Annotated in this window: 15 protein-coding genes; 7 read left to right on the top strand and 8 right to left on the bottom strand. The window is 35.1% G+C overall.

Annotated features, from left to right (window positions below; genetic code table 11):
* The first annotated feature begins 170 nt into the window (after window positions 1–170).
* Together DF947_RS22610 and DF947_RS14675 are read left to right on the top strand one after the other, a co-directional pair.
* Window positions 171–299 carry a hypothetical protein gene (locus DF947_RS22610; RefSeq protein ID WP_262510087.1) on the top strand — a complete coding sequence of 43 codons (129 nt, stop codon included), beginning with the start codon at window positions 171–173 and terminating at the stop codon, window positions 297–299.
* Window positions 300–342: 43 nt separating this feature from the next.
* Window positions 343–1,227, top strand: a complete 885-nt coding sequence (locus DF947_RS14675) for a glycerophosphodiester phosphodiesterase family protein (protein ID WP_109930803.1) — start codon at window positions 343–345, stop codon at window positions 1,225–1,227.
* A gap of 68 nt (window positions 1,228–1,295) precedes the next feature.
* Here the strand turns inward: DF947_RS14675 and DF947_RS14670 are convergent, their stop codons facing one another.
* The 4 genes from DF947_RS14670 to DF947_RS14655 all read right to left on the bottom strand — a co-directional run bounded on the left by DF947_RS14670 (window position 1,296) and on the right by DF947_RS14655 (window position 3,550).
* Window positions 1,296–1,490, bottom strand: a complete 195-nt coding sequence (locus tag DF947_RS14670) for a hypothetical protein (protein ID WP_109930802.1) — start codon at window positions 1,488–1,490, stop codon at window positions 1,296–1,298.
* A gap of 125 nt (window positions 1,491–1,615) precedes the next feature.
* Window positions 1,616–2,137, bottom strand: a complete 522-nt coding sequence (locus DF947_RS14665; RefSeq protein ID WP_109930801.1) for a tetratricopeptide repeat protein — start codon at window positions 2,135–2,137, stop codon at window positions 1,616–1,618.
* Window positions 2,138–2,412: 275 nt separating this feature from the next.
* Complete coding sequence (locus tag DF947_RS22385; protein WP_167398021.1) at window positions 2,413–2,889, bottom strand: DinB family protein; 477 nt, start codon at window positions 2,887–2,889, stop codon at window positions 2,413–2,415.
* Window positions 2,890–2,983: 94 nt separating this feature from the next.
* Entirely contained in the window at window positions 2,984–3,550 is a 567-nt protein-coding gene (locus DF947_RS14655) for a hypothetical protein (RefSeq protein ID WP_109930800.1), read from the bottom strand.
* A 164-nt stretch (window positions 3,551–3,714) separates the two neighbouring features.
* On the opposite strand from DF947_RS14655, the gene DF947_RS14650 reads away from it, so the two are divergent.
* Complete coding sequence (locus tag DF947_RS14650; protein ID WP_109930799.1) at window positions 3,715–4,059, top strand: winged helix-turn-helix transcriptional regulator; 345 nt, start codon at window positions 3,715–3,717, stop codon at window positions 4,057–4,059.
* A 178-nt stretch (window positions 4,060–4,237) separates the two neighbouring features.
* On the opposite strand, the gene DF947_RS14645 is transcribed toward DF947_RS14650, so the two are convergent.
* From DF947_RS14645 to DF947_RS14635, 3 genes are read right to left on the bottom strand one after another with little or no spacing between them, the layout of a single operon-like run.
* The gene (locus DF947_RS14645) at window positions 4,238–5,200 is read right to left on the bottom strand and encodes an AAA family ATPase (protein ID WP_109930798.1); all 963 of its coding nucleotides are present in this window, start codon (window positions 5,198–5,200) and stop codon (window positions 4,238–4,240) included.
* A gap of 5 nt (window positions 5,201–5,205) precedes the next feature.
* The gene (locus DF947_RS14640; RefSeq protein WP_109930797.1) at window positions 5,206–6,570 is read right to left on the bottom strand and encodes a peptidylprolyl isomerase; all 1,365 of its coding nucleotides are present in this window, start codon (window positions 6,568–6,570) and stop codon (window positions 5,206–5,208) included.
* 60 nt (window positions 6,571–6,630) lie between these two features.
* Entirely contained in the window at window positions 6,631–7,173 is a 543-nt protein-coding gene (locus DF947_RS14635; protein WP_109930796.1) for a hypothetical protein, read from the bottom strand.
* Between the two features lie 149 nt (window positions 7,174–7,322).
* On the opposite strand from DF947_RS14635, the gene DF947_RS14630 reads away from it, so the two are divergent.
* Window positions 7,323–7,976 carry a hypothetical protein gene (locus DF947_RS14630; protein ID WP_109930795.1) on the top strand — a complete coding sequence of 218 codons (654 nt, stop codon included), beginning with the start codon at window positions 7,323–7,325 and terminating at the stop codon, window positions 7,974–7,976.
* A gap of 48 nt (window positions 7,977–8,024) precedes the next feature.
* Window positions 8,025–8,597: a non-canonical purine NTP diphosphatase gene (locus tag DF947_RS14625; protein WP_109930794.1), complete on the top strand. Its 573-nt coding sequence runs from the start codon at window positions 8,025–8,027 to the stop codon at window positions 8,595–8,597.
* Window positions 8,598–8,669: 72 nt separating this feature from the next.
* Here the strand turns inward: DF947_RS14625 and DF947_RS14620 are convergent, their stop codons facing one another.
* Window positions 8,670–10,991, bottom strand: coding sequence for an OstA-like protein (locus DF947_RS14620; protein ID WP_109930793.1), 2,322 nt, complete (start codon window positions 10,989–10,991; stop codon window positions 8,670–8,672).
* Window positions 10,992–11,056: 65 nt separating this feature from the next.
* Between DF947_RS14620 and tilS the strand changes: the two genes are divergently transcribed.
* Together tilS and DF947_RS14610 are read left to right on the top strand one after the other, a co-directional pair.
* Window positions 11,057–12,388 (top strand): tRNA lysidine(34) synthetase TilS, encoded by a 1,332-nt coding sequence (gene tilS, locus DF947_RS14615; protein ID WP_109930792.1) that lies wholly within the window; start codon window positions 11,057–11,059, stop codon window positions 12,386–12,388.
* Window positions 12,389–12,877, top strand: coding sequence for a hypothetical protein (locus tag DF947_RS14610; protein WP_109930791.1), 489 nt, complete (start codon window positions 12,389–12,391; stop codon window positions 12,875–12,877).
* Window positions 12,878–12,953: the final 76 nt, after the last annotated feature.

The following is a 12,953-nucleotide window of genomic DNA, read 5'->3' as shown; positions in this document are numbered from 1 at the left end:
GAGAAGCCCTTTTTTTGTATTAAAGCTTTTGGTAATATTATCCAATCAAATACGCTTGTATATAAAAATGTTAATTCACGATATAATACAGGTGAGAAACTTCAACTTTTTATCACTAATGTTTACAGCGTAATTATTTTATTGCTTTAAGAAATTTGCTAGCGTTAACGATGGGAGCGGCATCCTTTCTGGCTGTCATCCTGAGCCAAGTCGAAGGACAGCCAGAAAGATACAGCGGACAGCGTGTTAAAACGCCCAAATCATTATTAAATAAGCCTTTTGTAAACGGCACAGGTTAATAACTTAATTCCTATTTTTACGTTTATTCCTAAAATGAATTATATGCATAAAAAATTACTCACACTTTCAACGCTTATTTTGTTTTTTCTAAGTGTTTCGGCTCAGAAGCAAAAATTCGATATACAAGGAAAAGCTGGTGCCAGAGGTATTATGCCAGAAAATACTATAGAAGGCATGCTAAAGGCTATGGATTTAGGTGTAACCACTTTAGAAATGGATGCCGTTATTTCTAAAGATAAGCAGGTGGTGTTGTCTCAGGAGCCATATTTTAATAACGAGATTTCTTTAATGCCAAATGGCAAGCCGATTAGTTTTAAGGACCAGAAGAAATACAACATTTATAAAATGGATTATGATGAAGTAAAAAAGTTTGATGTAGGAAGCAAGGTGCACGCACGCTTTCCTGGTCAGATGAAGTTTAAAGCTTATAAACCATTGCTTGCTGAAACGATTGATAAGGTTGAAGCCTATGCCAAAGAACATAAATTGGCCAAGCCCGTTTACAGTATTGAAACAAAAACCATTAAGAACGGAGATAACGAGTTCCAGCCGGAGCCTGCCGAATTTGTTGATTTGATAATGGATATTGTAAATGCTAAAAAGATTTCTAAACGCGTAATCATCGAGTCTTTCGATATGCGGACTTTACAATATCTACACGAGAAATATCCTAAAATACAAACCTCATTATTAATTGATGAGAAAGAACCTTTTGAGGGTTATATTGAAAAATTAGGCTTTACACCAACAATTTATAGTCCCTATTCTGTTTTGGTAGGGAAGGGTTTAGTAGATCGTTGCCACGAGATGGGTGTTAAAATTATTCCCTGGACTGTTAACACGGTAAAGGAGATTAAGTATTTTATGAGTTTGGGTGTAGATGGTGTAATTACCGATTATCCAAACTTGATGGGGCAACTTAAATAGAAATCCAACTAAAAAAGAAATGCGCTGAGTTATTCAGCGCATTTCTTTTTTAAGAATAAACCATCTGCCTAGTGATGAGCTCCTTCAGGTTGTGATGTATGTTTTGCCTCAGTTTTTTCGTGTGATGAAGATTCTTCCTCATGGTGAAAAATTGGTCTGGTAAAAGCCACAACAAGGATTAAAACAATAATCCAAGCAGTTAATGGTAATGCCCAAATGCCTTTTGTTTGTTGAACTGGTGCGTGTGTGTCGTGACCTGACATATCTAAATATTTTGAGTTAAAAATTTTGTGCTTTAAAATTGCAATAAAGATACTAACAAAGTTTAAAATTAAAAGTTTGATTTGATGTTTTCTGTCTTTAAATAAATAGGGTAAGGGCTAGGCCCTTATCCCTGTAAATTGTAAATCATTGCTTTTTCGCTGTTCATTTTATTTTCTACCCGTTTCTGATGCTCTAGCAAAAGGGTTTCATCATTTTGATCGGCATTTAGCAATGCAGCCTTTTTAAAATGGCTACTTGCTTCTGCAAAATTCTGCTGTTGTTCGGCACTCAAACCCAGGGTTTCGTAAATGCGAGCTTCGCAAACACCTGGTACGGCTAATGCTTTTTCGGCAAGTTGCTTAGCCAGCTTGTGCATTTTTAGCGTGATAACCAATTTTAAATAACATTCGTAAACATCGGGAAATGCATTATCCAATTCCACGCATGTTTTATAGTAGTAACCCGCTGTTTGGTAATTTTTAAAATGATAATGATAAATATTTCCTAAATGAAAATACGCTCTTGCATAAGTTGCATCAAAGGCGATAATCTCGTTAAAATATTGAAGTGCCTTGGGCAATTCGCCCCATTGCAATTCTTCAACGGCCTGTAGATATTTTTCCTCTACAGTTGTATATATGTCCATAACGGATATAATTAATTTGATAAGTGCTTGAAAAAAGCCTCGTCGTGTTTTGATAAATAATTGATTTTTTGAATTCGGCTTTTACCTTTTATTGAAAGTAAAATGCCTTTTGGCTAGGAAGAAAACCTAAATCATACCCGAGCCAATTAGCCAACAAGATGGGCTAAAGCTTAATTTTTGGATATGTAGTTGACGTAGCATTGTTCTGTAATTTGATGCAAATATATTTATTTTCAGTGAATTGCAAATTTTTATTTCTATGATAAGAACAATAACTACTCTTTTATTATATTCTCTATCTGCCTTCTGTGCCTTAAAATATGAACAATGGCATGTTCCAATAATTGCTCAACATCATATTGCTGGCCCCAATTTGTATTTATCTTTTCAGAATTTTCCAATTCTTCCAATGGTAAATTAGGGTTTTGCTCAAATACATTTTTACAATAGCTAAACGCCTGATGCAGTTTTTCTATATATGGTTCAACATGATCAAAAAAGCATCTTTCTGGCCTTATTGTATTTAACCCGATGTGATTTTCAATATAAACGGAATAACTAAAGCATGAAGCCACAACATGGGTTAAGATTGCCTGAATAGATTTGGAATCTGGATCTTTACTATTTTGATCGATAATGGTAAGCAATCTTTCTTTCGATATTTGCTTTATCACAATAACCAATTCATCAATTGCTTTTTTATATTCATCCAAGAGTGCGGCAATTGCCCCTGTTAGTTTAGAATTACCCATTAACAGCTAATATAAATTTTAGCCATCAGATATTAAAACGAAAAAAGCAGAAACGGCAAAAGTCTCTGCTTCATATACTTAAAAAATCATTTATTTATTTTCTGATTAATGGGATTTGAAGACTTGTTGGTCTGTTTTCCTCTGTATCGAAACCTCTGCCATCAACATTTCTGGCGCCCCAGAACAACATATTGTCATGTAAATAGATAAGATCAAACTCTCCGAAAATTTGTCCTTCTGCTAATCCGAAGGGAACAAATGCTTTGCCCAAAATATTTTGCATAACTCCAATTTCCCATTTTTTAAATCCAGCAGATGCGATCTGATTTAAAACATCAACAAAGCCTTGGAGCAATGGTGTAACCTCATAAGCTTCATCTGCTATAAAATTTACCTTTTGCGCATCTACAGCAACTGCATGTTCACCTTGCCAAACAATATGGCCTTTAAGTAAAATTTTGGCCAAAGGTAACTTTCCGAAAGTATCGGCAAAGTTTGTTACCTCCAATTCAAATTTATCATTGGGTAAATATTTAAATTCTCTTTTTAAATAAAATGGCTTCATACTACCATCTGCATTTTTACTAAGGCTTGGCCGAATTTCGGTTGCTATACTTTTCCAATCTCCTAAAAGGGATTGCTTGATCTGATCTAAAGTCATTGTTTTTGCAGTTTGAGATTTTGATTATAGTGCTGAAAAAAATATACTCAATAGGTGCTTTCAGTACATCATTTCTTATTGTTTCTGTTGATACAAAACTGCTATATTAGTCTAATTTTAACAAGTAGTCAATATTTTAATTCATAGTACATTTTTTTAGACTAATGGCCAATATTAGAAAAAACAAAGATTTTAATCCAAATAATTGCCCTGTTACACATTGCTTAAATAGAATCGGTGGCAAGTGGAAAATTATAATTATGTATGGAATTAGCCAAAATGTTAACCGTTTTAGCTCTTTACAGCGGGCAATGCCGTTAATTAGTAAACAAATGCTGGTTAACCAATTAAGGGAGTTAGAAGAAGATAAGATTTTGGAACGAATTATCTATCCTGAAATTCCACCTCGTGTAGAATATAAATTAACTGAATATGGCTTATCGTTAATGCCCGTGATTTGGGTAATGCAGGATTGGGGTTTGAAAGATCTAAAAGGGGAGTTGGTTTAAAATTATAATTTCTTAAGGCAAATAATCTTAGCTGGATTATTATTTCGAGATAATTAGTGATTATTATTCTGCATAGGCGCATCGTCATGCTGAATTTATTTCATCATCTTTTTAGCATGAACGACCCTGAAATAAATTCAGGGTGACGTCCTATCGATTAAAGATTAAGAAATTTAGCTTAAAGAAGATCCTTAATAATCTTTTCTATTGATAAGCCTTCAGCCTCTGCACGATAGTTTCTCACGATACGATGGCGAAGAATTGCCTCGGCAACGGCCTGAACATCTTCAATATCCGGAGCATATTTTCCGGTAACAGCTGCATGGCATTTTGCGCCTAAAACCAAAAATTGTGATGCACGCGGTCCGGCGCCCCAGCTAATGTATTTATTTACTGCCTCTGTGGAATATTCGCTGTTCGGACGGGTTTTTGAAACCAATTTTACAGCATATTGGAGCACATTATCAGTTACCGGGATATCGCGGATAAGTTTTTGAAAATATTGAATATCATCTGCATGAATAATTTTCTGCAGTTGCACAGTTTTATTGCTTGTGGTGTTTTTTACAATGTTCAGTTCATCTGCAAAAGCAGGGTAATTTAACTGAATATTGAACATAAAACGGTCTAATTGCGCCTCGGGCAAAGGGTAAGTTCCTTCTTGCTCAATTGGATTTTGAGTTGCTAAAACAAAAAAAGGTTTAGGCAAGGTATGGGTTTGGCCTGCAGCTGTTACCGATTTCTCCTGCATCGCTTCAAGCAAGGCTGCCTGTGTTTTCGGAGGGGTACGGTTAATCTCATCGGCCAGAACTATATTAGAGAAAACAGGTCCCTTAATAAATTTAAAGTGTCTGTCTTCTCCTAAAATTTCTGCACCAATAATATCGCTGGGCATTAAATCTGGTGTAAATTGAATGCGATTGAAGTCTAAATCAAGAACCGAAGCAACAGTTTGTACCAGCAACGTTTTGGCCAAACCTGGTACGCCAACCAATAAACAATGTCCGTTACTGAAAATGGCGATAAGAACAGATTTAATTACATCATCCTGTCCAACTACAACTTTGCTTATTTCGGCTTTAATATTGTTGAAAGATTGATGAAGTGCATCAACAGCTTCTACTTCGTTCTTGTACTGCATTCGTATTATTTTGCGGCTGTAGTTTTAGTCCAAATTTTTAATTCATCGCAGGTGTTAAATTCGTCGTCAATTTTAATGTAAGTGCTTTCACGACGTTTCTCAAACCACTCGCTCAAAGTACGATTAATTTTGTCACTTTGTGCAGCATCCCTAATTTTTGGAAAATCCTGAGCTAAGTTTGCTTTGTGAGGCGGAATTTTCGATTTCAAATACAAAATGCGATATCCTTGTTTTCCATCTGGCGAAGAGAATAAATCTGGTTTAGCTATACCACCAACTTTCATGGTATCAATTACCAAAAATACTGTAGGGTCTAATTTATCAACCGGAATAAAAGTACTTCTTGCCTGAACATTTTCAGCATTCAACATCATTCCACCGTTAAACTTTGTTTCCTTATTATCAGAATATAAATTTGCGGCAGCTGCAAAGGTTAATTTTTTCGCAATTAAATTGTTGTAAATACTATCTGCGTGTGCCTTTAGCCTTACTAAACTTTCAGGAGTTGTAGCAGGTCTAATTAAAATGTGGCGAGCGTGAACTTGTTCTCCACGACGTTCAATTACTTGCAGAATGTGAAAACCAAACTCAGTTTCGAAAACCGGCGACATTTCTCCGGCCTTAAGTTTAAATGCCCAGGCGGTAAATTCTTTAGCCATGGTGCTTCTATCAAAGAAACCTAAATCACCCCCATCAGCAGATGACCCTGGGTCTTCAGAATATGTTTTTGCCAATACGCCAAAATCATCACCACCTTTAACCCTTAAGCGTAAAGCCTCTATCTTATCGTGAAATCTTTGTTTTTCGGCTCTGGTTAACTGAGGATTTAAAATAACCTCACCAACTTCTACTTCCGTATTAAATTCTGGAATGCTATCACCAAGTGTTTTAAAGTATTTCTCTACTTCCATTGGCGTAACGTTAATGTTTTCGGTAATTTTAGCCTGCATTTTTTGTGCAATTAGCTCATCCTTTACCGATGGCCTAATCTCATCTTTGTACTGAAGAAGAGACTTGTTTAAAAATTGCTCTAAACGTTCCTGTCCTCCGGCACGTTGCATGCTATAACGCATTCTCTTATTCACCTCATCATCAACTTGTCCATCTTCAACCATTACGGAGTCAATCTCTGCTTGTTGTTTTAGCAATTTCTGCGTTAAGGTATTTTGTAAAATTTTACACTTAATTTCTGGATTTGCAGGATTTCCCTGATAAAGATATTGTGTGTATTGTTGGTTCAAATCTGACAGTAGGATAATGTTATTACCTACAACAGCAGCAACTTTATCGATGTTATGTTTCCCTGGTTGGGCATAACTATTCAAAAACAAGCAAATTAAAGCGGTTGCTACTAAAAAAACTTTCTTCATTCTATTTATTGTATTTTGCAAATTTAATATTAATGGGCAGATTATGTTAATAACATTGATTTACTGTTTTGCCAGTTTTTTCAATTCGTTTTCATTAATCTTAACCTGATACTTTTCTTTAAGGGTTTTAAGCCAGTTTTCTTCTAATGTTTGTTGGTAATCGGCGATAACCTGGCCTTTAACTTCACTCAAAGGTTTATTGTAATTCTGTTGGTTTTTATTGTAAAAATCGATTATTGCCTGTTCATCATCCTGTGCTTTATTCCAAATTTTTTGCTCAGAAACGTTAAACATTAAAACACCTTCTCGGTATTCGTTTACCAAATAATCATGGTCTTTTCCGCTATTGCTAACCTTTTTATGGGTTGTAAGCGCATCTTCATAAGTTTTAACTTCTTCTTGATAGATCGGATTTTTATCCAAACCCATTTCGCGAGCGTCTAAAACCTTCAATTTAAAATTCACATACAAACTTAAATAAGCTTCCAAACTGTTGTAATCTGCAGTTGTACTCCCATTGTGGCTCTTTTTGTAAGCCCAAAGAAACTCTTTGCTGCTTAAAGGTTTACCGTTTATAACAGCTACGTTTTGTGCAAACGACATACTGTAAATAAAGCAAAAAACGAATAAGCAATAAGCCTTTCTCACGCTGAGTAGTCTGTAAATTTTAAGGGATAAAAGTAACAATTAGCGACGCTATTATAAGATATTTAACTAATTTTAACAGAAATTATTATACTGCAAAAATACGAATGGAAAACCAGGTTACCAACAATGAGCATGCTTTACGTTTATTTTTTACCGAAGATGTTTTTCTTGTTGAGGATAAATCTATACAAATGGCACCTGGGAATATCGAAAAACCAGTTTTTGCTGATGAGCCAGTTTTTGTAAAAGAGCATTTAGAATCTCCTTTAGCTCAAGAAATCCCTAAAATTGAAGCAGATATTCTTTCAAAAGAAGTTAAAGAATACCCCAAACCTGCTGATATTCCGCTTATTGTGGAAGAACCTGTTGCCCCAAAAGTGTTTAAATATTTAGGTGGAAACAAGAAATCGGTACTGATTTTGGTTCATGATAAAACCAATGATGTAAGTACTGAACAGGGAAGAGAATTGCTTCGTAAAATTGTAAAAGCTGTAGATCTTGGAACGCCTGATTTTGCCTTGCTGAATTATGCGAATTATTTGGGAACTGATTTTATCGAACTTCATCAATTTTTTAAACCCCAGATTATGCTTTCTTTCGGAGTAGAAACTCAAACCTTAAAGTTAAATTTAATTTGGCAAAACGAAATTATCCTTCATGAAACAACAAAAATGATTTTTGCTCCAAACCTTCACGATTTAGATGGTGATATAAGTGCCAAGAAATTACTTTGGGGCAATCTTCAAAAATTAAAATAAATTTCCAGAAAACATCAATGGTTTCAATTTCTAAACGTAATCTTTTTAATGAAAAAACTGGTATTTGCAACAAACAATCAACATAAAACAGAAGAAATCCGGTTCGCTTTAGAAGGACAGTATGAAGTTCTAAATTTGGAAGATATTGGCTGTTTTGTAGATATTCCTGAAACTGCCGATACTTTCGAGGGAAATGCAACATTAAAAAGCAATTACGTTGTTGAGCATTATAATTTAGATTGTTTTGCAGATGATAGTGGTTTGGAAATAGAAGCTTTAAATAATGAGCCGGGAGTTTATTCGGCTCGATATTCGGGAAGCCGTGACAGTTTAGAAAACATAAATCTAGTTTTGGAAAAACTGAAAGGAAATAGCAATCGAAAAGCTAGATTCAAAACAGTTATATCCTTAATGCAGGATGGAAAAAACCACTTATTTGAAGGTATAATTGAGGGAACAATTCGCGAGGAATTGAGTGGTACAAAAGGCTTTGGTTATGATCCGATCTTCCAGCCAAATGGATACGATATTACGTTTGCAGAAATGAGCATGGAAGAGAAAAATAAAATTAGCCATAGAGCAATTGCACTAAGCAAAATGATTGCTTTTTTGAAAGCTTAAATATCTATTGTTTCTAAGCTACTGTACGTGTTTCCAAATACCATCAAAGAAAAATACGATAGTTAAATCATTCTATTGCTTTTCAATCACTTTCTCCATCTTGTTCAGAGAATCTTTTTTTGGCAAAATTGGTTTAATACCGAAATTTGTTGTGTCGGATTTTAAGATTGGTTTTGTTGATTCTATTTTTTTGATCAGACTGTCTTTAAGCACCTCTTTCTTTGGAGATAAAGGTTGCAAAGGGGTTTTTCCTTTTGTGGCTGTCGCGTTAACAGGCGTTTTTGGCTTTGCCTTTGGTTTGGTTTTACCCGCAGAGCCTATTGCATCTTTTTTAGATTTCGGTCTTTCAGTTGGTTTCCAGGAGAATCCTTTCAGCACATTGTCTTTAGCTACCTTAACTTCAGGATTTAATGCGCCTTCAACTCCCTTAATGTAAACAATATCATCAATATCGTTATCCTTAAAAATAAACTTAATCCGGCTACTCAGCGTTTGGTTCATCTCTTTGTAAACCTTCGTGCTGTCATCCTGAGTGTAATAAATACTTTCTGCATTGCCATCAACATATAGATTTTTCAATTTTCCATCATTAAAAAAACCAGTCATTAATCTTCCCTTAATTTGGTTAAAACGAAGCGAATCCTTAGGTGTATTAACCAAAAATGCATTGCGAATGGCTTGTAGATTATTCAGCTTGTTCTTTTTAAACTGCACATAAATTGTATCACCAATCTGCTGTGAGCCTTCCGACCAAATAATCGGATTGATGAAACAGCGTAAAGTAGAATCGGCACTGGTATAAAATAAACTATCGGTTTTTGCCTGAATATTGCTTTTAAAGATCTTAACGCCGTGATAAGCTCTAATTACCCGAGCTTGTACGGTATCAGCTGGATTAAATTGTACGGTATCTGGTTTGGTTAATGTTGCTTTCGCTTTTGAAACAACCTTGTTTTTGTTTGAATTAAGCAGATTTTTCTCCATGCTTTTATTTAAGCTGTCCAAATCTACTTTTGGTGTTTTTTTTAATAAATCTGTGGCCTTAGCTGTAGAACGTTGCTGTAAGCTATCCGCCTTTATTTTCGGCAGGTTTTTAATTATGGAATCTGCTTTCGCCTTTAAAAGATTAGCTTTAATTAAGCTGTCTGGCTTAAGAGCCAAACTCTTGGAAAGCGAATCTACCTTGGTTTTTAAGCTGTCGGGAATATTCTCCGGTAAATTGGTTTTATTGTCTTCAGCCTTGTTCCCTTTTTTATTTTTCTTTGGGTTTTTAGTATCGATAACTTTATCTATTGGCGTAGATCGATCAGCATTGGTACCACGTTTTGGCGCCCCGATTTTTTCACCTCCGCCCGATTTTTCCTTGGTTCCGCCATCCTCATCATCTTCTCCTACCTGATTATCTGCTTTAATCGAGATTTTTGGAACCAGTTTTAAGGTTTTTTGCAAAACCATTTGCGTTTCCAGTGTATCTGCGCCAAGCCATAAACTATCGGGGCGTTTTTTATTTTTTACCATGATTGAATCTTCGGTGCCGATACCCAGATAAGCATTCCGAGTAACTAATGTTCGCTGGTCTATTTTGTAATAGAACCCTAAATCGCCAAACATTTTCATTTTATCCTTCGAATCAGAAAAAACGATATTTTTAACAGCCTTTCCATAGCCGATTTTTCCAAAATAGTATAAACTGTCGCCTTTTAAAGATCGGGTACCTTGTGTATATAAATTTTTCTTTCCAAAGTAGGCATCTTCGGTCATGGTATTATAAGCGCCGTTTTCAGTATAAAGATTATCATCTTTTCCCTTAATATTGGTAGGGCCATAAAAGTAGGTCCATTTAGTTTGCGTATTATATCGAAGCGTATCTGATTTAATGGTAACCTGAGGAGTAACAACCACAACGTTATACCTAAAATAAGAATCGTTACTTGTACTAAAATAGTATCCGTTTTTACTGGTTAAGGTAACATCCTGATTGACAATTTTACCGCCACTGGTGTAGGTGCCTATCTTACTCAGTGTATTATAATCCAAAATATTGGTGGTTAAAACAGAAGTTGGATCCTCCATTCGAACATTTCCGGTTAAATGGGCATGTTTTTTATTTCCATCATATTCCAGTTGATCAGAATAAATATTGGTAGTTAGCTGATTAATATGTACGTTTTTATAAGCTTCGAAATAATTTCGCTCGCTGTAATAAACTGCACTATCACAACTTAATGTGGCATTATCTTGCTGGAAAACAGGTTTGCGGAGATAAGATACTTTTGCCTTAGGGGCACCGGTTATCTGTTCGAAGGATATAATTTTAATAATAGAAGGTTTTTGCTGACCGAACAAAACTGCGGGGCAAATCAATAAAAATAAAAAGACAAATATTTTATGCACTCTACAAAGTTAGTTTTTTGTTCCGAACGTTCGGAATACCAGTTAAAATTAAATATTTTTGGTGGATGTTACCCTTAACGCAATTTCAGGATTTTATTGAACACCACAAGCTTTTCAATCAAGGTAACAGGATTCTTTTAGCCGTAAGCGGTGGTAAAGATTCGGTATTAATGCTGCATCTGTTTAAAGCGATTGGGGTTGAGATTGGCGTTGCGCATTGTAATTTTAATTTAAGGGCAGATGAAGCACAGCGTGATGAGAATTTTGTTAAAATGCTTGCTGCTAGCTTAAGCCTGCCTTTTTATGTAACGCAATTTGATACAAAAAAATATGCTGCCGAAAATAAAGTTTCTACACAGATGGCAGCACGTTCGCTTCGTTATGCGTGGTTCGAAGAAATTAGAATAAAGGAAAATTACGATTATATCGCATTGGCCCAACATCAAAATGATGCCGTTGAAACGGTAATTATCAATTTAACAAGAGGAACTGGAATAAGTGGTTTGCATGGTATTTTGCCCAAAAGAGATCGATTAATTAGGCCGTTACTTTTTTTAAATCGCCAAGAGATTAATGAGGTGGTTAATAAAAATGACTTAAGCTTTGTAGAAGACAGTTCGAATTTAAGCACCAACTATACAAGAAATAAAATTAGGTTAGAAGTAATACCCCATCTGCAGGAGATTAATCCAAATCTTGAAAAAACATTTGCTGAAAATATTGCCCGATTTGCAGAAATTGAAGATTTTTTAGCGTTGAGGCTGAAAAAAATAGCAGAGAAGATCATCATAAAAAAAGGTGATGGAATTTATATTGCCTTAAATAAAATTGAAAATTTAAATCCACAGAAACTGCTTTTGTTTGAACTTTTGAAGCCTTATGGTTTTACAGAAACCGTGATCTCAGAAATTTTATCCAGTTTAAAGGGTTTAACCGGTACGCACTTTTTTAGTGCAAGTCATCAGGCTATCATTAACAGAAATCACTTGGTTATTGTAGAAATACAGGAAGGGGTTATCGCAAATCAATACTTTCATCCCGTTACAAAAACCATCAAATTTGGCGAAAGTGAGATTGCCCAGGCTTTTACCGATGATTTAAAATTTGAGGTAAATAAGTTTAAGGCATTTGTAGATTTAAGCAAATTGATTTTCCCTTTAATTATTCGAAATTGGCAAAATGGCGATAAATTTATCCCTTTGGGTATGCGGAATTTTAAAAAATTAAGTGATTTTTTTATTGATGAAAAAGTGCCTTTGCATTTAAAAACAAGTATCCCGATTTTAATTAATGGAAACGGGGATGTAATTTGGATTGCAGGGATGCGTCAGGATAACCGTTATAAGTTAACAGCCACAACAAAAAAAGTTGCTATATTCGAACTCAAAATAAATTAAGTGGAAAGCAGATACGCCTACATAGAAAAACAATACATCGGTCGTGATTATGTTCGCATTTTCATTCGGCTTATTATGGCTGCATTTTGTTTTGCCGCTTATGTTTATGAACGCGACCGAGATAATACCCAAGATTTATTTTTGGTAGTTGGCTTTGGCATCATTGGCGTTTCCATGCTTTTGCTCTTCCTGATACAGTACAAAATAGTTGTAGATAATAAAAGCTTGATCTTAGATGGACTTTGGACAACCAAGCGGGTTAAGATAGATCTGAATAGCATTGTTGATGTACGCAAAGCAACTTACAGCCGGTATTTTTTTAACAACCCAGTATATAATCTTCATACCAAAGGCACCATTCGTTTTTACTCTTCGGGTAAGGATGCCGTTGTTTTAACCGATCGGGATGGCTTGGAATACTTTATTGGTACACAGCGACCTAACGAATTATTTTTAGTTATTAAAGAAGAAATGAGGAATTTGAAATAATCGAACGGGGCATTATTTCCCCAAATTTCAACACATAAATCCCGTAAAAATCCCACCCACTAAATTAAGCCTATCA

The organism is Pedobacter paludis (assembly GCF_003173575.1).
Taxonomy (GTDB): Bacteria; Bacteroidota; Bacteroidia; order Sphingobacteriales; family Sphingobacteriaceae; genus Pedobacter; species Pedobacter paludis.
This window is presented reverse-complemented; position numbering and strand designations above follow the sequence as displayed.